This is a genomic window from Bradyrhizobium sp. NP1, from assembly GCF_030378205.1.
In the GTDB taxonomy this organism is placed as follows: Bacteria; Pseudomonadota; Alphaproteobacteria; order Rhizobiales; family Xanthobacteraceae; genus Bradyrhizobium.
Map to the genome: position 1 here is coordinate 6,155,653 of NZ_CP127385.1, position 20,288 is coordinate 6,175,940.

Annotated in this window: 22 protein-coding genes; 8 read left to right on the forward strand and 14 right to left on the reverse strand. The window is 65.9% G+C overall.

Features of this window, described 5'->3' with window-relative positions; genetic code table 11:
- Position 1: 1 nt before the first annotated feature.
- Positions 2 to 943 (forward strand): DUF1932 domain-containing protein, encoded by a 942-nt coding sequence (locus tag QOU61_RS29845; protein ID WP_289654785.1) that lies wholly within the window; start codon positions 2 to 4, stop codon positions 941 to 943.
- Positions 944 to 946: 3 nt separating this feature from the next.
- Complete coding sequence (locus QOU61_RS29850; RefSeq protein WP_289654786.1) at positions 947 to 1,864, forward strand: amidohydrolase family protein; 918 nt, start codon at positions 947 to 949, stop codon at positions 1,862 to 1,864.
- 11 nt (positions 1,865 to 1,875) lie between these two features.
- On the opposite strand, the gene QOU61_RS29855 is transcribed toward QOU61_RS29850, so the two are convergent.
- The 4 genes from QOU61_RS29855 to QOU61_RS29870 form a co-directional block, all read right to left on the reverse strand.
- Entirely contained in the window at positions 1,876 to 2,382 is a 507-nt protein-coding gene (locus QOU61_RS29855; RefSeq protein WP_289654787.1) for a lipocalin-like domain-containing protein, read from the reverse strand.
- A gap of 138 nt (positions 2,383 to 2,520) precedes the next feature.
- A complete protein-coding gene (locus QOU61_RS29860; protein WP_289654788.1) occupies positions 2,521 to 2,901 on the reverse strand; it encodes a rhodanese-like domain-containing protein in 381 nt (126 codons plus the stop codon).
- 228 nt (positions 2,902 to 3,129) lie between these two features.
- Positions 3,130 to 4,839: a sulfatase-like hydrolase/transferase gene (locus QOU61_RS29865; RefSeq protein WP_289654789.1), complete on the reverse strand. Its 1,710-nt coding sequence runs from the start codon at positions 4,837 to 4,839 to the stop codon at positions 3,130 to 3,132.
- A gap of 190 nt (positions 4,840 to 5,029) precedes the next feature.
- A complete protein-coding gene (locus QOU61_RS29870) occupies positions 5,030 to 5,692 on the reverse strand; it encodes a TetR/AcrR family transcriptional regulator (RefSeq protein WP_289654790.1) in 663 nt (220 codons plus the stop codon).
- A 107-nt stretch (positions 5,693 to 5,799) separates the two neighbouring features.
- Between QOU61_RS29870 and QOU61_RS29875 the strand changes: the two genes are divergently transcribed.
- On the forward strand, positions 5,800 to 6,423 hold the full coding sequence (locus QOU61_RS29875) for a ferric reductase-like transmembrane domain-containing protein (RefSeq protein ID WP_289654791.1): 624 nt from the start codon (positions 5,800 to 5,802) through the stop codon (positions 6,421 to 6,423).
- 17 nt (positions 6,424 to 6,440) lie between these two features.
- On the opposite strand, the gene QOU61_RS29880 is transcribed toward QOU61_RS29875, so the two are convergent.
- Both QOU61_RS29880 and QOU61_RS29885 read right to left on the reverse strand, forming a co-directional pair.
- Complete coding sequence (locus tag QOU61_RS29880; RefSeq protein WP_289654792.1) at positions 6,441 to 6,686, reverse strand: hypothetical protein; 246 nt, start codon at positions 6,684 to 6,686, stop codon at positions 6,441 to 6,443.
- A 2-nt stretch (positions 6,687 to 6,688) separates the two neighbouring features.
- A complete protein-coding gene (locus tag QOU61_RS29885) occupies positions 6,689 to 7,549 on the reverse strand; it encodes an SDR family oxidoreductase (protein ID WP_289654793.1) in 861 nt (286 codons plus the stop codon).
- Between the two features lie 521 nt (positions 7,550 to 8,070).
- Between QOU61_RS29885 and QOU61_RS29890 the strand changes: the two genes are divergently transcribed.
- The 3 genes from QOU61_RS29890 to QOU61_RS29900 all read left to right on the forward strand — a co-directional run bounded on the left by QOU61_RS29890 (position 8,071) and on the right by QOU61_RS29900 (position 10,304).
- Positions 8,071 to 8,424, forward strand: coding sequence for an ArsR/SmtB family transcription factor (locus QOU61_RS29890; protein WP_289654794.1), 354 nt, complete (start codon positions 8,071 to 8,073; stop codon positions 8,422 to 8,424).
- Positions 8,421 to 8,885, forward strand: coding sequence for an SRPBCC domain-containing protein (locus QOU61_RS29895; RefSeq protein WP_289654795.1), 465 nt, complete (start codon positions 8,421 to 8,423; stop codon positions 8,883 to 8,885). Before QOU61_RS29890 ends, QOU61_RS29895 begins: the two co-directional genes overlap by 4 nt.
- Before the next feature lie 333 nt (positions 8,886 to 9,218).
- Positions 9,219 to 10,304: a DUF2336 domain-containing protein gene (locus QOU61_RS29900; RefSeq protein ID WP_289654796.1), complete on the forward strand. Its 1,086-nt coding sequence runs from the start codon at positions 9,219 to 9,221 to the stop codon at positions 10,302 to 10,304.
- Between the two features lie 229 nt (positions 10,305 to 10,533).
- Here QOU61_RS29900 and ilvC read toward each other — a convergent pair whose 3' ends face one another.
- From ilvC to miaA, 8 genes are all read right to left on the reverse strand, one after another.
- Entirely contained in the window at positions 10,534 to 11,553 is a 1,020-nt protein-coding gene (gene ilvC, locus QOU61_RS29905; RefSeq protein WP_289654797.1) for a ketol-acid reductoisomerase, read from the reverse strand.
- 133 nt (positions 11,554 to 11,686) lie between these two features.
- Entirely contained in the window at positions 11,687 to 12,292 is a 606-nt protein-coding gene (locus QOU61_RS29910; RefSeq protein ID WP_289654798.1) for a LysE family translocator, read from the reverse strand.
- A gap of 11 nt (positions 12,293 to 12,303) precedes the next feature.
- Positions 12,304 to 13,179 carry an EamA family transporter gene (locus QOU61_RS29915; protein ID WP_289654799.1) on the reverse strand — a complete coding sequence of 292 codons (876 nt, stop codon included), beginning with the start codon at positions 13,177 to 13,179 and terminating at the stop codon, positions 12,304 to 12,306.
- A gap of 13 nt (positions 13,180 to 13,192) precedes the next feature.
- Positions 13,193 to 13,888 (reverse strand): class I SAM-dependent methyltransferase, encoded by a 696-nt coding sequence (locus tag QOU61_RS29920; protein ID WP_289654800.1) that lies wholly within the window; start codon positions 13,886 to 13,888, stop codon positions 13,193 to 13,195.
- Positions 13,889 to 13,891: 3 nt separating this feature from the next.
- Positions 13,892 to 14,434 (reverse strand): acetolactate synthase small subunit, encoded by a 543-nt coding sequence (gene ilvN, locus QOU61_RS29925; RefSeq protein ID WP_289661857.1) that lies wholly within the window; start codon positions 14,432 to 14,434, stop codon positions 13,892 to 13,894.
- 26 nt (positions 14,435 to 14,460) lie between these two features.
- Positions 14,461 to 15,447, reverse strand: coding sequence for a threonine dehydratase (locus tag QOU61_RS29930; protein ID WP_289654801.1), 987 nt, complete (start codon positions 15,445 to 15,447; stop codon positions 14,461 to 14,463).
- A gap of 153 nt (positions 15,448 to 15,600) precedes the next feature.
- Positions 15,601 to 17,376: an acetolactate synthase 3 large subunit gene (locus tag QOU61_RS29935; RefSeq protein WP_289654802.1), complete on the reverse strand. Its 1,776-nt coding sequence runs from the start codon at positions 17,374 to 17,376 to the stop codon at positions 15,601 to 15,603.
- A gap of 407 nt (positions 17,377 to 17,783) precedes the next feature.
- Positions 17,784 to 18,707, reverse strand: coding sequence for a tRNA (adenosine(37)-N6)-dimethylallyltransferase MiaA (miaA, locus tag QOU61_RS29940; RefSeq protein ID WP_502876836.1), 924 nt, complete (start codon positions 18,705 to 18,707; stop codon positions 17,784 to 17,786).
- Positions 18,708 to 18,710: 3 nt separating this feature from the next.
- On the opposite strand from miaA, the gene serB reads away from it, so the two are divergent.
- Positions 18,711 to 19,616, forward strand: a complete 906-nt coding sequence (serB, locus tag QOU61_RS29945) for a phosphoserine phosphatase SerB (protein ID WP_289654803.1) — start codon at positions 18,711 to 18,713, stop codon at positions 19,614 to 19,616.
- A gap of 157 nt (positions 19,617 to 19,773) precedes the next feature.
- Positions 19,774 to 20,187: a hypothetical protein gene (locus tag QOU61_RS29950; protein WP_289654804.1), complete on the forward strand. Its 414-nt coding sequence runs from the start codon at positions 19,774 to 19,776 to the stop codon at positions 20,185 to 20,187.
- Positions 20,188 to 20,288: the final 101 nt, after the last annotated feature.

Below are 20,288 nucleotides of genomic sequence, written 5' to 3' on the forward strand. Positions count from 1 at the left end.
AATGGCTGCGATACCGGACGATCCGAAATTCTGGCGCATCGGCCTCGTCGGCTATGGCGAGGTCGGCCGCATCCTCGGCGAGGACCTGCGCAGGCAGGGCATCGCGGTTCTCGCCTACGACATCAAGCTCGACGGCGGCGCTGGTGGCGCGCTGCGCAGCCATGCCGCCGAACACGGCGTGACGCTGTCGGCCTCGCATCGCGAGCTTGCCGCCTCGGCTGACTTCATCATTTCCGCGGTGACCGCGAGCCAGGCCGTGCCGGTGGCGCAGGCCATCGCGCCGGCCATCAGGCGTGGGGCCTTCTTCCTCGACTTCAACTCGGCCTCGCCCGGCGCCAAGCAGCGCGCGGCCCGGTTGATCGATGCGGCCGGCGGCCGCTATGTCGAGGGCGCGGTGATGACCTCGGTGCCGCCCCATCGCATCAAGGTGCCGCTGCTGCTCGGCGGCGCCAGCGCAGAGGCGCTCGCGCCCCTGCTCATCCAGCTCGGCTTCAATGCCAAGGTCGCCAGTCAAAAGCTCGGCATCGCCTCGGCAGTGAAGATGTGCCGCAGCATCATGATCAAGGGCCTGGAGGCGACCACCATCGAATGCTTCACCACCGCGCGCGCCTATGGCGTCGAGGATGCGGTGCTGGGCTCCCTGAAGGAGACCTTTCCCGGCATCGACTGGGAAAAGCAGGCCGCCTATTTCTTCCAGCGCGTGATCGAGCACGGCCGCCGCCGCGCCGAGGAGGTCCGCGAGGTCGCGGAAACGGTGCGCGAGACCGGCCTGATCCCATGGCAGGCCGAAGGCACCGCCGAGCGGCAGGCTTTTGTGGCCGATCTCGCCGACCAGGGCTGCTTCGGGTCGCGCCAGGACGAGGCGTTCGCGCGCAGTTCCGACTGGCGCATCGAGGCCGACCGCATCCTCGGCGCGGTCGCGCCGAAGAAGCAGGCGGGCTAGCTTATGCAGACATTCGAGAAGACGCCGGGCTGGCTCGACTGGTACGCCAATCCGTCAAAGCCGCGCTTCCAGGTGCCGCAAGGCGCGGTCGACGCGCATTGCCACATCTTCGGCCCCGCCGAAAGATTCCCCTACGCGCCCGAGCGCAAATACACGCCGTGCGACGCGAGCAAGGAGCAGCTCTTCGCGCTGCGCGACCATCTCGGTTTCGCGCGCAACGTCATCGTGCAGGCGACCTGCCATGGCGCCGACAACAGCGCGCTGGTCGACGCGCTCGTCCGTTCAGGTGGCCGGGCGCGCGGCATCGCCACCGTGCGGCGCGACGTCAGCGACGCCGCGCTCGAGGCGCTGCATGACGCCGGCGTGCGCGGCGTCCGCTTCAACTTCATCAAGCGCCTGGTCGATTTCACGCCGCGCGACGAGTTGATGGAGATCGCGGGCCGCATCGCCGGGCTCGGCTGGCACGCGGTGATCTATTTCGAGGCGGCGGACCTGCCTGAGCTCGAGGACTTCTTCACCGCGCTGCCGACCACCGTCGTCGTCGACCACATGGGCCGGCCCGACGTGGGCAAGCCGGCCGAGGCGCCGGAATTTTCGCGCTTCGTCGCCTTCATGCGCGACAACCCGAACGTCTGGTGCAAGGTGAGCTGTCCGGAGCGGCTGTCGCTGTCGGGCCCGGCGGCACTGAACGGCGAGCAAAATCCCTACCGCGACGTGGTGCCGTTCGCGCGCCGCATCGTCGAAGGCTTCCCCGGTCGCGTGCTGTGGGGCACCGACTGGCCGCATCCGAACCTCAGGGATCACATGCCGGACGACGGCCTCTTGGTCGACTTCATCCCGCATATCGCGCGAACCGTCGAGCTGCAGCGCAAGCTGCTGGTCGACAACCCGATGCGGCTCTACTGGCCGGACGAGGCGTGAGCCGTCATCTTCTAGGGCGCGGCTGCGCGCTTCCATGCGGTTCGCAGCGTCATACCGTTTGGGGTTCGGGGATTGTCGAATTTGAGCTCGTCCGAGGTCAGCAGAGTGATCGTTCGCTTCTGGTTGGGAATGGCCGCGACGTTCGCATAGGTGCTGGCAGAAAGGTTGACCACCATCGCCCTGGTGTTTTCGTCAATCGAGTATGTGCCGTAATACGCAATGCTGGACGCTACGATGCCTTGTGCTTCTTCAGCGGTGGCCTTGGCCCGGTCATTGGCCGCAATCTTCGGAATCTCCGCGCGCGACTGAAAGAGCGAGAAATGGCCATCGTTTGAGAATATGATCACGCCCTTTGGGGAAGGACCGAAAGGTTCTCCCGTTTTGCCGTCGTCCATCTCACTGGTGACAGACACAAGAGTCCATGCGCCGACAATCTGTTCTTTAGCCGACTTCTGTTGAGCAGATGCGTCGCCTGACAGGGCGAGGCCAGGCCCGACGGTGACGGAAGCCTCGTGCATGTATCTCTCCACGTTGAGATTCCAGAGATGTGCCCGCTAGTGGTCCGATTCCAACATTCGCATCCGGTCACGGCAGACTCTTTTGCGAATGTTGGAATCAGTGGCCCGCAAAATGATGCGAATTTCGGCTCCGGGACACTAGGATTTCTCGACCTCGCCGCCGCTTGCAACCCAGTCCTTGAAGCCGCCGGCGTTGTAGACATGCTGATAGCCGAGATCCTTCAGCGTCTTGCCGGCGAGCGCGGCGCGCCCGCCCGAGCCGCAATAGAGGATGACGGTCTTGTCCCTGGCAAAATTCTTGTCATGCGCGGGCGAGTCCGGATCGGCGCGAAATTCCAGCATGCCGCGCGAGACGTGCACGGCACCCTTGGCCTTGCCGCTCTGCTCGACTTCGGTCCCGTCGCGCACGTCGACCACAAGCGCATTGCCCTTCGCGATCATCTTGCGCGCCTCCTCGGGCGCGATCTTCGGCACCGCGGCATTCGCCGCTTCCAGCATCTGCTTCACACTTGTCGTCATGGAAGAACTCCTGTCCTGATCGCAGCGATCCTAGTGGTCCGATTCTAACATTGCTCAGACGGGTAGCGAGCGTCAAATCCGCTCCACTAGCACAAGCGTGATGAAATCGAGATATGGCCACATCGTCATTGCGAGGAGCCAACGGGTCGCGCTGGCGCGCGATGACGAACAATCATACCGTCGCGCTCAAGATGGCCGGATGCTCTGGGCTCACGCGTGACGGAAACGTCACAACCCGCGGATCAGGCCGGCATCGATCAGGAGGCGGTTGAAGCGGCGCGCCTCGGCGCCGTCGCCGCAGGCGTAGAAGACGCCCTTGCAACGGAGCATGATCTGCTTCTGCTCGGCAAACGACGGATCGAGCGGGATGCCGGCAGCCTCCTGGACCACCAGCGGCAGATAGGCACCATCGATCGTGTCCATCATCGCCGGGCTCTTCACCGGCTCGAAATTGATGGCGTCGATGGCGTAATAGGTCGCGTAGTAGCGCGGGTCGTAAGTCTCGAGCTTTTTGCCAATGCCGGCCTCGTCGAGGCCGGGATCGAGCAGATGCGGCGAAAACTCCGGCTGATGGTCGCCATAGCGCACGATCAGGAAGGGCTGGCCGGGAAACCGCTTCTTCAGCCCCGCCAGGAACGCCTTGTAGTCCTCGGCGCTGATCGCCTGCCGCCGCAGATATTCGTCGACCACCCGCCTGTTGCCGGTCGGCCGCCACGACGGCAGCAGGTCTGGCCGGAACCGCGTCTCCCAGGGGAAATGATTGGCCGCGAGATAGACGAAGGTGAACAAGGGCGAGGCCGGCGAATGGTCCGCCATCAGCTTCAGCGCCTTGTCGTAGAAGAAGCTGTCGGGCTCGACGTCGCGCGCACCGAGATCATGCGCGTCGTAAAAGTGCTCGATCCCGGTCGTGGTCTGGAAGCTGCGCGCGCTCATGAAGCCGCCGAACGCGGGATAGAGCGAGACGGTCTGATAGCCGCAGCGGCGCAGCGACAGCGGCAGGCCGCGCTCGACCCGGTTCGATGCGATGCGGGTGACGAAATAGGCGAAGCGGCCGAACGAGCGCGAGGACAGCCCGGCGAGCACGTTGTATTCGGTGAACCAGCTCGGACCGCCATTGCTCTCGGCGAGGAAGGTGCGCTCCTTGCCGTCAAACGACTTGAAGTGGCTGCCGTAACCCGCGGGCACCCTGACGCCTTCGGCGGCGCGGATGTCGAAGCTCGACTCGTCATGGATCATGATGATGTTCGGCCGGCGGCCGGCCGGATGGCAGGAATCGAGCAGCGGCACGTTGAGCCGCTCCTTCACCACCGCATCCGATTCCATGAAGCCGTAATGCACGAAATCGTACGCCGCGGTCACGCCGGAGCGCGCGAATTTCGACAGGTAGCCGTCGTCGTAATAGCCGCGCCAGTCCTCGTCCGGCCAGGCCAGCGCATGGCCGGCGAGCGCCGCGAGGCACGCAAGGCCGAACGCCGCGGCCGGCAGGCGGCGGATGCGGAACGGATCGAGCCACCACAGCGCATACATCAGGGGGATGGTGACGAGGCCGGCCGCGATCACCGACCAGCGCAGGTCGGGAAAGATGGTGAACAGGAAGGAAGCCGTGTCGCGGTCGATCACCATCAGGTCGACGAAGTTCGCGGTCATCTGCACGACGTCGTGCTTGAGCCGCGACAGCAGCACCAGCACCACGACGAGCGTGAGCGACAGGGCGCCCGACAGCGCCGGCCGCCGCAACAGCGTGATCCAGAACGCGTTCAGGATTGCCCAGGACAAGAGGAAGCAGGTGCGCGAGCCGAAATCGGTCTCGGTCCACATCATCAGGACCGCCGCCGCCAGATGCGGCAGCGCCACCGCCGACAACCTGGCGAGCCCGATCGAGCCGGCGCGGGCGAGGACCGCGGTCGCCGAAAAGTTCGGATTTGGCGCGGGCGCCATGGACCTGAACGCAACACTGCCCGGCGCGGTGATAAAGTCTTTCCCTGGCGGCTGCCGGGAGACGCACGCCGCAGCCGGCGGATGCCGCGTGTCATAAAACTGTAATTGAAGCGTCATGAACCCGCAATGAATTGCCGGCCCGGCGACGCTTTTCGGCTGCGACCTTTTCGGCTCGCGAGCGACCGCCCGGTCAGGCCGGCCGGCGTATGCCGGCGATGAAGAGGTCGATCACCGCCTCGGCGGTCCGCTCGACCTCGCTGTCCGCGACGCCCCAGCGCGGGAAATGGCCGTCGATCTTCATTCTGGCAAAGCCGTAGACCAGCGCGCGGGCGGCGATCAGGAGCGGCTTCAGCTCGCCGGTGCGCAAGCTGCCGGCCGCCAAAGCCTGCGCCAGCGTCGCCTCGACCGTGGCGATCAGATCGGCATTGTCGCGCGACAGCGCCGCGGCGGCATCATGGTTAAAATGGCGGCCGCTGGAGATGATCTCGAAATGCGCCGGGTTGCGCATGGCCCAGCGCAAGTAGGCCAGGCCAAAGCTGCGGAAACGGCGCAGCGGATCGTCGGTTGCGGCCTCGCCGAGCGCGCGATCGATCTCGGCCCGGAACCGCCGCTGCGCCTCTTCCGCGACCGCCGTCATCAGCGCCTCGCGGCTGGCGAAATGCCGGAACGGCGCGCCCGGCGAGACGCCGGCGCGGCGCGCGGCCTCGCGCACGCTGACCTTTTCCGGCCCGCCCTCCTCCGCCAATCGCAGCGCGGCGTCGATCAGCGCGTGCCGGAGGTCGCCATGGTGATAGGGCTTCGGCTGGGCCTTGGGGCGCGCGGCGCGCGGTTTGGGGCGTGTCGATGCGGGCATGGAGGCGGTCTAGCATCACCGCCTCGTGAATGTAAGCGCCGATTACACGGATTGACCGGCGCGCCGCGACAGATGTAACTGATGATTACATCACACGGAGGCGCAGCATGGCGATGCATCGGCAGAACTGGTTCGAGGGCTGGCGGCTGTTCGGCGTGCTGACGCTGATCCTGATGCTGCTGTGCGTCTGGATCGCCGGCATGCGCGGCTTCGAGGCCGAAGGGATACGGATGGTGATCCGCTTCACCGCGCGGACCTCGCTCGTGCTGTTCTGCCTTGCGTTTGCCGCCGCGGCGCTGGCGCGGCTCTGGCCCAATGGCTGGACCCGGTGGCTGCGCCGCAACCGGCGCTATCTGGGCGTGACGTTCGCCGCTTCCCACGGGCTGCACGCGATCGCCATCGTCGTGTTCGCGCGGCTCGATCCGGCCGGCTTTGCCGCCGCGACCAACCTCGCCTCCTACGTCTTCGGCGGGATCGGCTATGCCTTCATCGTCGCGATGGCCGCGACTTCGTTCGACCGCACCGCGGCGGCGATCGGACCGCGCGCCTTCCGCACGCTGCACCTGGTCGGCGGCTACTATCTGCTCGCGCAGTTCACGGTCTCGTTCGGCAAGCGGATCCCGGAGATGCCGCTCTATGGCCTGTTCCTGATCCTGCCGCTCGCCGTGCTGGCGCTGCGCATGATCGCGATGGCGGCCGGACCGAAGCCGCGGGCGGTCGGTGCGGGATAGCGCAGGGCGCGGTTGATCTAGTCCCCGATCACCAGGTGAAACGTCCGCCCCAGCCGGCGGTGCAAGGTGATGACCGCGCGGTCGACGTCGCTGATCAGGCTGTCGCCGAGGACGACGGACGGGATTTCCCAGTTGCGACCGCCCCGCCCGCCCGGCAGCGCCTGCACGGCGGGAACCCGTGCGGTCTCGCAACCCGGCTCGCGGCGCAGCGCCTCGTCGGCGAGCGCGGCGAGTTCGGCCGAGGTCTTGCCAATGCTCGCCATTCTTACCCCTTCGCTGGCGGCATCAGGCCGAGGCGTTTGGCGATGATCTTGTCGACCATGCGCTTGGGCAGCCATTGCGTCACCAAATGCCGCATCGGGTCGGGCGCGATCTGGTAGCGTACCTTCGGGCGCGACAAGGTCAGCGCGTCCAGCACGCGCTCGGCGATCCGCTCCGGCGGCAGGCCAATCGAATCGAGATGCCGCATGTAAGCGCCGACCTTCTGCAGGGCTGGCAGATAAGGCGAGTTCTGGTAGCGCGCGGTGTCGACCGCCTCCTGGCCCTTGCTCCAGATCGGCGTCTTCACCGGGCCGGGCGCCACGATGATCACGTCGATGCCGAACAGCATCAGCTCGCGGCGCAGGCTTTCGGACAGGCCCTCGATCGCGTGCTTGGAGGCGGCATAGGCCGGCGTCAGCGGATTGCCGTTCTTGCCGGCGACCGATGAGATCATCACGATCCGGCCCTTGGGTCCGGTCAGCGACGGATCGGCGCCGAGCAGCGGCGTGAAAGCCTGGGTCGCGATGATGGGGCCGATCACGTTGACCTCCATCTGGCGGCGGAATTCGTCGACGGCGAGCTCCAGCACGGGGCCGGCGACCGCGATCCCGGCATTGTTGACGAGACCGGCAAGCGTCTCGCCATTGAGCGCGGCGCGGACCTCGCGCGCGGCGGCCAGCACCGCCGCTTCATCGGTGACGTCGAACAGCAGCGCGGTGAAATTGGCGCCGAACTCGCCTTTCAGCCGCTCGGCGTCGGCCGGCTTGCGGACGCTGCCGAACACGCGAAAGCCCCGCTGCAACAGCAATTTTGCGGTAGCCCAGCCAATGCCGGTCGAAGCACCTGTGACGACGACGGATTTCATGGTGAACCCTTCCCGTTCCGCGTTGCCCGATGATGCAATGAGAGCCGGCAGAGGCGCAATCGCGCCGCGTCGCGTTCCGCCATTCAAGAATCTGGATGAGATGTCAGTTCTTCATGCGCAGGGCTGACCGCGACCCAACCAAGGAGTGTCGAACTGGCGCAGAAGATGGATGAGAGATTCGCGCTTCGAATCTGAAGTCGCTGGGCTTTTGGCGAACGCAGACTGCGCGCGAAGAGCTTCACACCAAGAATGTGGTTGAAACCTCAGTTCTTCGCCCCTGCGCCGCCCGCGCGCCGCGATCGGGACGGCGACCACGCTTAAGAAGCTGCATCAAGCTCTCACGACAGAGTGACCGCCGCGGTCAGCGGACCATGACGGCGAAGGCTTAATTTTTGGTGTGCGCACGCGACATTCACGCCCTGCGTGCATCCGGTGACCGCTTCGCCCGCGACCATCCCCTCTTCTCGCTCGTCGCGCTTTTCCACTTGACCATAACATATTGCTTATATAACTTACTTGTTATGATTGAGAGCAGGCGATCGATCGATCTGGACGCGGCGTTCCTGGCGCTGGCCGATCCCACGCGACGGGCGATCCTGGCGCGGCTCGCCAAGGGCGAGGCCACGGTGATGCAGCTCGCAAAACCGTTCGACATGAGCCAGCCCGCGATCTCCCGGCATCTCAAGGTGCTGGAGGGCGCGGGCCTGATCACGCGGCGCGCCGAGGGCACGCGCCGCCACTGCGCTTTGTCGCAGGCCGGCCTCGACAATATCGACCAGTGGCTGGTGATGCTGCGCAAGGCGCTGGCGCGAAACTACGAGCGGCTCGACGAGCTGTTGGACGCGATGGCGGCAGAGAAGGAGAGAAAGTCGTGAGTAAGTTGACGATCAAGACCGAAGGCGATCGTTTCGTGGTGGTGACCCGGCGCTTCGCGGCGCCGCCGGAAACGGTGTACCGCGCCCATACCGAGCCCGCGCTGCTGCAGAAATGGCTGCTGGGGCCGGAAGGATGGACCATGCCGGTCTGCATCAGCGAATTGAGGCCCGGCGGCAAGATCCGCTTCGAATGGAAGGGACCGGACGGCAGCGGCTTTCATCTCACCGGCGAATATGTCGCCCTCGAACCCTTCAGCCGCATCGTCCATGTCGAGCGCATGCACATGCCCGACCCGACGCCCGACAACCATGTCGAGACGCGGTTCGACAAGGACGGCGCGGGCACGCTGCTGACCCTGCGGATGACGCTGCCCGATGCCGAGACCCGCGCCCGGATGCTGGAGACCGGCATGGAGCACGGCATGGAGGCGAGCTACGCGCGGCTGGAGAAGCTGGTCTAGCAGCAAGACCATCCTCGCGCGCGATCGGTCCGCCCTCGCGCGCGAGCGCCGCTTCGATCCGACGATCGCACAGGCAATCCGGACTGCCGGGGTCGTCGCCCCGCCGCCAATAGTCCGATACCGTTCGATAGTCGTCCTGAAGAAATCCTTAAGCGACGCCCCCTCGCAGCGGCAAGGAAACCGCGAATTCGCAGGGAAAGCGCGCTGCGCCGGCCATGGCGCGAGGCAAACCGTTAAGGATGCGGCGCGGCTGCGCTGCCGCTTAACACTGGCGTAAGGCTGAAAGTGCGATGCTTTGCGCTTCCGTCATGCAACAACAACAGGCTGCCCAGGATGGCGCAACAGCCGGCTCAATCGATCATCGCCGAACTCGAGGAAGCAGTCAGCGAAGGCACGCCGGCAAAGCGGGTCGAGACGCTGCGGCGGGTGACCGACCTCTTCCTCAACGACGCAGAACGCCTCAGCGACGACCAGGTCCAGGTCTTCGACGTCGTGCTGTGCCTCCTGATCGCGCGCGTGGAGACGCGCGCCAAGGCCGAGCTCAGCAGGCGCCTTGCGCCGACCGACTATGCCCCGTTCGAGGTGATCCAGCACCTTGCGAGCGATGACGAGATCGCGGTCGCCAACGAGGTGCTTGCGCATTCGAGCCTGGTCTCGACCGATACGCTCGTCAAGGTCGCCAGCACCAAGGGACAGGAGCATCTGCTGGCGATTTCCGGCCGGGCGGACCTGCCCGAGCAGGTCACCGACGTGATCATCGATCGCGGCGAGCGCCGCGTCATCCGCAAGCTCGCCGGTAACGCCAGCGCGCATTTCTCCGAGGCCGGCTATTCCGGCATCATCGCCCGCGCCGGCGACGACGATGAATTGACCGAGACGCTCGGCCTGCGCATCGACCTGCCCGCCAAGTTCCTGCGCGAACTGCTGCGGCGCGCCAAGGATGCGGTCCGGGCCCGGCTGCTGGCGCTGGCGCCGCCCGCCGTCGAGGAAGAGATCAGGCGCGTGCTGGACGATATCGCGCGCGAGAAAGCCGCACCGGCGCGCAGCTTCGGCGTGGCCGAGCAGCTCGTCAGGCTGATGCAGAAGCTGAACGAGCTCGATGACGCCGCCGTCTACAAGTTTGCGGAAGAGCGAAAGTTCAACGAGGTCGCCGCGGCGCTGGCGCTGATCAACGACGTGCCGACCGAGATGATGATGCGGCTGCTCGAGGGGATACGCTCCGACTTGCTGCTGATTCCGTGCCGCTCAGCCCGCCTCAACTGGCCCACCGTGGAGTCGATCCTGCGCCACCGGCCGATGCCGGTGCCGATCGACGAAGCGACGCTCGACGTGGCGCAGCGGGACTACCGCAAGCTGTCGATCGAGACCGCCCAGCGCACGGTGCGCTTCTGGCGGCTGCACGACCGGATCGAGAAATAACGGACGCGCGACCAAGCGCGCAGAAATCAGAAAAGCAGGGTGAGCAAAGGCGCTGTTGCGCCGTGCCCTCCGTCAATCAAACGAGCCTAAGCCCGTAAGGTGGGCACGCTTTCGCTTTGCCCACCCTACGAAGGGGCGTCTCAATTCTTCGACTTGTCGACGAGCACGCCCTTCTTGATCATCGCGATCGCGCCTCGCGCGATCGCGCAACGGAAACGTGGATCAAGCCCTAGTTCTTGGACTTGTCGACGAGCGCGCCCTTCTTGATCCACGGCATCATGTCGCGCAGCTTGGCGCCGACCTGCTCGATCGGATGCGCGGCGAGCTTGGCGCGGGTCGCCTTGAACGAGGTCTGGTTGACCTTGTTCTCCAGCATCCAGTCGCGGGCGAAGCGGCCGGACTGGATGTCGGCGAGCACACGGCGCATCTCCTTCTTGGTCTCGTCGGTGACGATGCGCGGGCCGGTGACGTACTCGCCGAATTCCGCGGTGTTGGAGATCGAGTAGTTCATGTTGGCGATGCCGCCTTCATAGATCAGGTCGACGATCAGCTTCACCTCGTGCAGGCACTCGAAATACGCCATCTCCGGCGCGTAGCCGGCTTCGACCAGCGTCTCGTAGCCGCCCTTGATCAGCTCGACCAGGCCGCCGCAGAGCACGACCTGCTCGCCGAACAGATCGGTCTCGCACTCTTCCTTGAAGGTGGTCTCGATGATGCCGGCGCGGCCGCCGCCGATCGCCGAGGCGTAGCTCAGCCCGAGGTCATGCGCGTTGCCGGAGACATCGCGCGCGATCGCGATCAGGCAGGGCACGCCGCCGCCGCGCTGATATTCCGAGCGCACGGTGTGGCCGGGACCCTTCGGCGCGATCATCAGCACGTCGAGGTCGGCGCGCGGCTCGAGCAGGTTGAAGTGGACGTTGAGGCCGTGCGCGAACACCAGCGCCGCGCCCTTCTTCATGTTGTCGTGCAGATGCTCGCGGTAGATGTCGCCCTGCAATTCGTCGGGGGTGAGCATCATCACGAGATCGGCCCATTTGGCGGCCTCGGCGACATCGAGCACCTTGAAGCCCGCGGCCTCCGCCTTCTTGGCCGAGGCCGAGCCCTTGCGCAGCGCGATTGAGACTTCCTTGACGCCGGAATCCTTCAGGTTCAGCGCATGGGCGTGGCCCTGGCTGCCATAGCCGACGATGGCGACCTTCTTGCCCTTGATCAGGTTCAGGTCGGCGTCGCGATCGTAATAAACACGCATGGTCGTTTCCTTGAGAGAGGTGTTGGCCAAAACGGCCGGTTGGCTGAAAGGCGGTGAAAGCGTGATTTCGGGCGTTGTCTAGATCATTTTCCACCTCGGGGGAAACCCTGTTCTCGCATGGTGCGACACGGCGTCATGCGTCCATGAAGACGGGATAGAGGGAGGCGAGCAGGAGCAGCGCCATGATGATGTTGAAGGCCCGCACCGCCCGCCGCGAGCGCAGGACCGGCCGCAGCGAGGTGCCGAACAGCGCCCAGGCGGTGCAGGACAGCGCGCCCAGGATCAGGCTGAGCGACACCTGGATCGCGATGTTCCAGGGAAAGGACGCGATCGCGGCGTAGGCGGTGATGGTGCCGATCACCATCACCCAGCCCTTGGCGTTGATCCACTGGAACATCGCGGCGCCCCAGAACGACATCGGTCCGCGGCCGTCCGGATCTCCGTCGGGCGCGACCGGCTCGGCCATCGCGATCACGGCCGCGAGGTAGACCAGGTAAACCACCCCGCCATATTTGAGGATGGTCTGCAGCACCGGATAGGCGATGAAGATGGTGCCGAGCCCGAGGCCCACCGCGCCGACCATGAAGGCAAAGCCGAACGTGATGCCGGCGATATGCGGCAGCGTCGGGCGGAAGCCGTAGGTCAGGCCCGAGGACAACAGCATGATGTTGTTCGGGCCCGGCGTGAAGAACATCACGGTGGCGAAGATCACAAAGGCAAGCAGCAGCGAGTGCGACATTGGCGTCCCTCTCATGCAACCTTGGGCAGGCTCTGCGCCCGCCGCGCCAGCAGCATCACCGCGATGCCGCCGATGACGGTGATCATGCCGACGAGCCTTAGCGGCCCGAACCGCTCGCCGAACGCGAGGCTGGAGGCCGCCGAGCCGACGAACGGCACCAGAAGCCCGAACGGCACCACCTGCGCGGTCGGGTGGTCGCGCAGCAGCCGGCCCCACAGCCAGTAAGCGATGCTGGTGGAGATCGCGCCAAGGAACAGCACGCAGGCAAGACTCATGAGCGACATGTGGGTCAGCGCCTGCCAGGTCGGCGCTGCGCCGTCGGTGACAAGCGTGAGCGCCAATAGCGGCACGGCGGCGGCAAGACAGAGCCACGCGAACAGGTCGAACATCGGTGCGCCGCGCGCGCCCCGCAGCAGGATATTGCCGGTCGCAAAGCTGATCGGGCAGATCATCGCGATCGCAAACGCGCTGAGGCTGAAATCATAGCCGACCGTGCCGCAGATCATCAGGAGCCCCGCCGCGGCAATGCCGATGCCGACGGTCTGCATCGGCGTCGGCCGCTCGCCGAAGATGAGCGCGGCGAACGCAATGGTGAACAGCGCCTGGCTCTGCACGATGACGGAGAACAGGCCCACCGGCACGCCGTGGGCGATCGCAAAGGCCTGCGCCAGGAACTGGCCGAGGAACAGGGTGAGGCTGATCGCGCCGAGCAGGCGCCAGGAGACATCGGGCTTGCGCACCAGCAGGCAGGGGACGGCCGCGACCGCAAAGCGCAGCGTCGTCAGCAGCGCCGGCGACAGCTCGTCCAGCGCGACGCGGGCCGCCACGAAGGCAAGCCCCCAGATGACCGCCACCAGGACGGCGATTGAGACATCGGCCGGCTTCATTGTTGTTGTTTTTCTAGCCCTGCTCGCCAGTCCCGGGTTTGCGGAGAAGATAGGTGCCGTGCAGCGGCGCGTGATAGTCCGCCTGCTCCAGCACGAAGCCGACCTCGGTCAGCATGCGCTCGATCACCCAGTCGAAGGTCGAGTATTCGTCGCGCATGTGGATCATGACGCTGTCGCGGTCGAAATCGTGGTTCTTGATGCTGAAATCCGCCCACTGCTCGATGTCGCGCTCGGTCCCGTCGGGCATGCTGACGAACACGATGTCGCGCAGGTAGAAATTCGCGCCCGGCTTCAGCGCGGCAAAGATGCGCGACAGCGCCACCGCCTTCCAGAAGTCCGGCAGATGGTGCAGCGTGAACTCGCTGACGATCAGATCGTAGGAATTCGGCTGATAGGCGAAGCTCAAGAGGCCCGCCGACTGGGTGCGGATCGGGGCCTTGCGGTCGCGCGCGTAGATCTCCGCAAGCTGCAGCACCGCCGGCGAGATGTCGATGGCGTCGACCTCGGCGCCCAGCAGCGCGGCTTCGGTTGCAAGCACGCCATTGCCGCAGCCGATATCGGCGACGCGCCAGCCGGGCTTGACCCCGAGCATGGTCAGCGCGGCGCGGGCGCGCTGGTCGCTGTCGTCGTGCCGGTCGTAGATCGAGGCGACGGCGGAATCGAGCCCGATCCGCCGCCGTTCGTTGTAGTACCAGTCACGCGCCAGCATGGTTCACATCCCCTCGGGTCCTCGCGCGATCGCGGCAACGCCGGTACGCGAAACCTCGACCAGCCCGATCGGGCGCATCAGATCGATGAACTGATTGATCTTGACGGTATTGCCGGTGATCTCGAACACAAAGCTTTCGGTGGTGGCATCGATGACGCGGGCGCGGAACGCATCCGCGAGCCGCAGCGCCTCGACCCGGTTGTCGCCGGTGCCGCGCACCTTGACCATCGCGAGCTCGCGCTCGATCGAGCGCCCGGTCAGCGTCATGTCGACGACGCGATAGACCGGGACCATGCGGTCGAGCTGGTGCTTGATCTGCTCGATCACCATCGGCGTGCCCGTGGTGACGATGGTGATGCGGGAGAGATGTTTCTGGCTCTCGGTTTCCGAGACCGTGAGGCTTTCGATGTTGTAGCCCCGGCCCGAGAACAGTCCGATCACGCGCGCGAGCACGCCGGGCTCGTTCTGCACCAGCACCGACAGCGTGTGCGCCTCGGTCGGATCGTGGCGATCCTCCAGGAAATAGGCCGATGCCGGCTGGTTCATCGTCGTCCCCGTTTGCTTGTCGTTCGTCATGCCGCCTTCTCCCCGGCCGTGTCGACGCCCTCCGGCGCGACCCAGCGGCGAAACAGCTCGAAATCGATATTGCCGCCGGACAGGATCAGGCCGACCCGCCGGCCCTGCAGCCTGTGCTTCTCCTGCAAGGCCGCGGCAAGCGCGGCCGCGCCTGCCCCCTCGGCAAGATTGTGCGTATCGGTCCAGTAGACGCGCATGGCGTCGGCGATCTCCTCGTCGGTCACCTGCACGATGCGCGAGGCGCCCTTCAGGATGATCGCGAGCGCCTGCGCGTCGGGATTGCGGGTCGCCATGCCATCGGCCAGCGTGTTGCTGCTGTTGGTGTTCACCACGCTGCGCGCCGCAAAGGACAGCGCGTAGGACGGCGCCAGCGTCGATTGCACGCCGACGATCTCGGTCGAAAGGCCGAGCAGGTCGCGCGCCAGGATGCAGCCGCAGATCCCCGAGCCCTGCCCGATCGGCACGTAGAGCACGTCGAGGTCGCGTGCGTTGCGCATCAGCTCGAGCGCGTAGGTCGCAACCCCGAGCACCAGATCGGGATGGAACGCCGGCACGATGTGCAGGCCGGCGCGCTCGGCGTGGCGATAGGCTTCCTCGCGCGCGGCCTGGAAATCCTCGCCATGCTCGACGAGCTCGGCGCCGAAGGCGTGCATGGCCTGGTTCTTCTCGACCGAATTGCCATGCGGCACGTAGATCGTGACCGGCAGGCCATGGCGGTGCCCGGCGAAGGCCAGACTCTGGCCGTGATTGCCGCGCGTCGCCGAGATGATGCCGGCCACCCTGGGCTGCGCGCGCGTCAGGCGCTCGAGGTAGACGAGGCCGCCGCGCACCTTGAAGGCGCCGGTCGGGGTGTGGTTCTCGTGCTTGACCACGACGTCGGCGCCGAGCCGCCGCGCCAGCAGCGGCCAGGCATGCGCCGGCGTCGGCGGCATCGCCGCCGTGACGGTTTCGTGTGCGCGCTCGAGTTCGGCAAGATCAAACATCTTGGTTTTCCGTCGAGGCTCTCTCCCTCTTGTCATCCCCGCGAAAGCGGGGATCCAGTATTCCAGAGACGTCGGAAAAAGATCGAGACGCCGCGGCGTACTGGATCGCCCGGTCAAGCCGGGCGATGACAGCGGAATTTGTGTCGCGCATCCTCACACCAGCGCCTTGCCGCCGGCGAAGGCGGATGCCGTGGCCTCGTCGGTCGCCTGCTCCGGCAACAGCATTTCGTTGTGCGCCTTGCCGGAAGGGATCATCGGGAAGCAGTTTTCCAGCGCCGCGACACGGCAGTCGAACAGCACCGGCCGCTGGACACTGATCATCTCCTTGATCGCGCCGTCGAGATCGGACGGCTTGATCGCGCGCAGGCCGACGCAGCCATAGGCTTCCGCGAGCTTGACGAAATCCGGCAGCGCCTCGGAATAGGAATGCGACAGCCGGTTGCCGTGCAGCAGCTGCTGCCACTGCCGCACCATGCCCATGTACTGGTTGTTCAGGATGAAGATCTTGATCGGCAGCTCGTACTGGACCGCCGTCGACATTTCCTGGATGGTCATCTGCACCGAGGCATCGCCCGCGATATCGATCACGAGGCTGTCGGGATGGGCGACCTGGACACCGACCGCGCAGGGCAGGCCGTAGCCCATGGTGCCGAGCCCGCCGGACGTCATCCAGCGATGCGGCTCCTCGAAGCCGAAGAACTGCGCCGCCCACATCTGGTGCTGGCCGACCTCGGTGGTGATGTAGGTGTCGCGGCCGCGCGTCAGCTCGAACAGCCGCTGGATCGCATATTGCGGCATGATGATGTCGTTGCTCTTCCTGTAGAACAGCGAATTGCGCGCGCGCCATTTGCCGATCTCGGCCCACCACGCCTTGATGTCGGGCTTCTTCGCCTCCGCCTTGAACACCTGCAGGATGTCGCCGAGCACGTTGCCGGCATCGCCGATGATCGGCACGTCGACGCGGATGTTCTTGTTGATCGAGGACGGGTCGATATCGATGTGGATCTTCTTCGAGCCCGGCGAGAAGGCATCGGTGCGTCCCGTGATGCGGTCGTCGAAGCGCGCGGCCACGCACAGCATGACGTCGCAATCATGCATCGCCATGTTGGCTTCGTAAGTGCCGTGCATGCCGAGCATGCCGAGCCAGTTCTTGCCCGACGCCGGATAGGCCCCCAACCCCATCAACGTCGAGGTGATCGGGAAGCCGGTGACGTCGACCAGTTCGCGCAGCAGTTTCGACGCCTCGGGGCCCGAATTGATGACGCCGCCGCCGGTATAGATCACCGGTCGCTTGGCAGAAGCGAGCATCGCCACCGCCTTGCGGATCAGCGCCGCATCGCCCTTCACCCGCGGCGCATAGGAGATGTGAACGTCCGACTTGCGCGGCGGATGATAGGTGCCGACCGCGAACTGCACGTCCTTGGGCACGTCGACCACGACCGGCCCCGGCCGACCGGAGCTCGCGACATAGAACGCCTCGTGCAGCACCTTGGCGAGATCGTTGACGTCGCGCACCAGCCAGTTGTGCTTGGTGCAGGGCCGGGTGATGCCGACGGTGTCGCATTCCTGGAAGGCGTCGTTGCCGATCAGGTGCGTCGGCACCTGTCCGGTGATGCAGACCAGCGGAATCGAATCCATCAGCGCATCCGTCAGCGGCGTCACCATGTTGGTGGCGCCGGGACCGGAGGTCACCAGCACGACGCCGGGCTTGCCGGTCGAGCGCGCATAGCCTTCCGCGGCGTGGCCGGCACCCTGCTCGTGGCGGACCAGGATGTGCTGGACGTCGTTCTGCTGGAAAATCTCGTCATAGATCGGAAGCACCGCACCGCCCGGATAGCCGAAGATGTGCTGCACGCCATGATCGATGAGGGCGCGGACGATCATCGCGGCGCCGGTCATCTGGTTCGGATCGTGGCTCTTGTCGCTCATGGCTTGCTCCGGATCCCGCTGTTGGCAGCGGTTCTTTCTGGTTTCTTCCTGGTTCTCGCTTGGGAAATAAAAAAGGGCCCCAAGAGGCCCCATGCACACCGCCTGGAATAAGGATGGCCTCAGCCATCCCGGGCGGCGTGCCTGGGTACGACGACGATAAGGATTTTGGTAATAATATTACGCATCCTGCGCCTCGGACTTCCCAAAGGTTGCGCGAACATAGCCCCCGTCGCCCGAATGTCAAGGCAAAGACGGGTGCGCCGCAACTTTATGAAGCTTAGCGGGCTTCCCGGCCAAGGGCGAGTGCGAATTTGCGGCGGCAGCGCAAAACAGGCATGCCGTCGTAGCCGGCATGCGGTCAAGCTTGCGCAGACTGCGTAAACTTGTCTGTGGTGCCGAAGTCGGCGCTAGAGAGCGCGATCGAGCCACCCCCGCGCCGCCTCCGGGCTCACCCATTCGAAGTCCGCCAGCTGATGCCGGAACCAGGTGAACTGCCGCTTGGCGTAGTGCCGCGTGTCGGCCTTTCCGATCGCCGTGGCCTCTTCGAGGGAGATCTCGCCGGCAAGATGCCGGATCAGCGCCGGCACGCCATGCGCCTTCATCGCCGGCAGCAGCGGATCGAGCCCGCGCGCTGCCAGCCGCTCCACTTCTTCCAGCGCGCCCGTCTTCAGCATGGCGTCGAAGCGCGCGTCGATCCGCGCATAGAGCGGCTCGCGCTCGGGCGCGAGAAACAGCGCGCGGCTGCTGCCCGCAGGCAACAGCGGCGGCAGGCCCTCGCGATGCCAGTCGGTCAGCGACCGCCCGGTCGCTTCCACCACTTCGAGCGCGCGCGCGATCCGGGCGCGGTCGCGCGGGCGCAGCCGCACGGCGGTGGCCGGATCGATCGCCGAGAGCTCCCGGTGCAGCGCCTCGACACCGTCGCGTTCGAGCCGCGCCCGCACGCCATCGCGAATCGAAGGCGGGATCGGCGGCACCGCCGAAAGCCCCGAGGTCAGCGCCTTGAAATAAAGCCCGGTGCCGCCGACAAAGACGGCCAGGCGGCCTTGCGCCCGCGCCTCCGCCAATGCGGTTTGCGCATCCGCCACGAAGGCGCCGGCGGAAAAGTTGATCGCGGCGTCGACATGGCCGTAAAGCCGGTGCGGAACGGCCGCCTCCTCCGCAGGCGTCGGCCGGGCGGACAGGACGCGCAGGTCCCGGTAGACCTGCATGGAATCGGCATTGATCACGACCCCGCCGGCCCTTTGCGCAAATTCGAGCGCCAGCGCCGACTTGCCGCTCGCGGTCGGCCCTGCGATAAGCACGGCTTCGACGCCATTGACCTGCAAATTCACCCGATGTCCCTCGTCGCAACCCTCATCTGCAACCCCGCCAATCCGGCGCTCGATTCGACCATCGTCGACGGCGCCCGCGCCGTGCTGCCTGACGCCGGCCCGGCGCGCTGGCTGTTCGACGAGGTCGCGGTCGATATCCCCTTCGAAAGCCAGCTCAGGGACAAGGACGACATCCGCGCGATCGAGGATCGCCTGCGCCGAGCGCGGGGCGACCTGCCGATCGACATTGTCGTGCAGCCTCGGGCGGCGCGGCGCAAGAAGCTTTTTCTGGCCGACATGGATTCCACCATGATCGGCCAGGAGTGTATCGACGAGCTCGCCGATTTCGCCGGGCTGAGGGCGCATGTCGCAGGGATCACCGAGCGCGCGATGCGCGGCGAGATCGCGTTCGAGCCGGCGCTGCGCGAGCGCGTCGCGCTCCTGAAGGGCCTCCCCGTCAGCGTGGTCGACGAGGTGCTGGCGAGCCGCATCACGCTGACGCCGGGCGGCCGCGAGCTGGTCATGACCATGCGCGCGCACGGCGCCTATACCTGCCTGATCTCGGGCGGCTTCACGCTGTTCACCAGGGCGGTGGCGGCCAAAATCGGCTTCCAGGAGAACCGCGCCAACGAGCTCGTGGTGGAGGACGGCAAGTTCACCGGCGAAGTGAAGGAGCCGATCCTGGGCCGCGAAAGGAAGCTCGAAACCCTGATCGAGCTCCTGGAGAGCTTCGATCTCGACGACATCGACACCCTCGTCGTCGGCGACGGCGCCAACGACCTCGGCATGATCCAGCATGCGGGACTGGGCGTCGCCTACCACGCCAAGCCCGCGGTCGCAGCCGCAGCCGCCGCGCGGATCGACTATGGCGACCTCACCGCGCTGCTCTATGCGCAGGGCTATGCGCGCGGGGAGTTTGTAGGGAACTAGGGATCTATTCCCTGCTGCGGATCTATCGCGCCTTCTTCAGCGGGCGGACGATGCGCGACCGCCTTGAAGAACGGTCACGATCTGATGCCACGCTGTCTAAACGGCTGGAGGCCCGAGGCCGGTCAGCCGGCGTCCAACCGCAGCTCGGGAGCCAGCCATGAAGCTTTCGCCGTTCCTGATTGTCGTTACCGCGGTCAACCTGGCCATTTTTTTGTTCACGCTTACGCATCTGCGGCCGGTCGCGGGCGAAGACGTCGCGCCGGTGCTGCGCGGGCGCGCGCTCCAGATCGTCGATGAACGCGGACAGGTGCGCGCCTCGATCAGCGTGCTGCCGGCGCAGGCGCAGCCGAATGGCGAGGCGTCGCCGGAGACGGTGCTGCTGCGGCTGATCACCGAGCAGGGTCGCCCGTCGGTCAAGATCAGCGCGACGGAAGAAGCCGCCGGCGTGATGGTGGCCGGCCCCTCGAGCACGAAAAACACCTACGCCATTCTGCAGGCGAAACGAACGGCCAGCTCGCTGACACTGAAGGACGAAGACGGCGGACAGACGCTCGTCGAACCGACGAGGTGAGGATGGTCTCACCCCCGCTCAATGCGCAAGCCTATGCGCGCGAGGAGTTTGTAAGCTAGCTCTGCCCGTCATCACCCGCGAATGCGGGTGATCCAGTATTC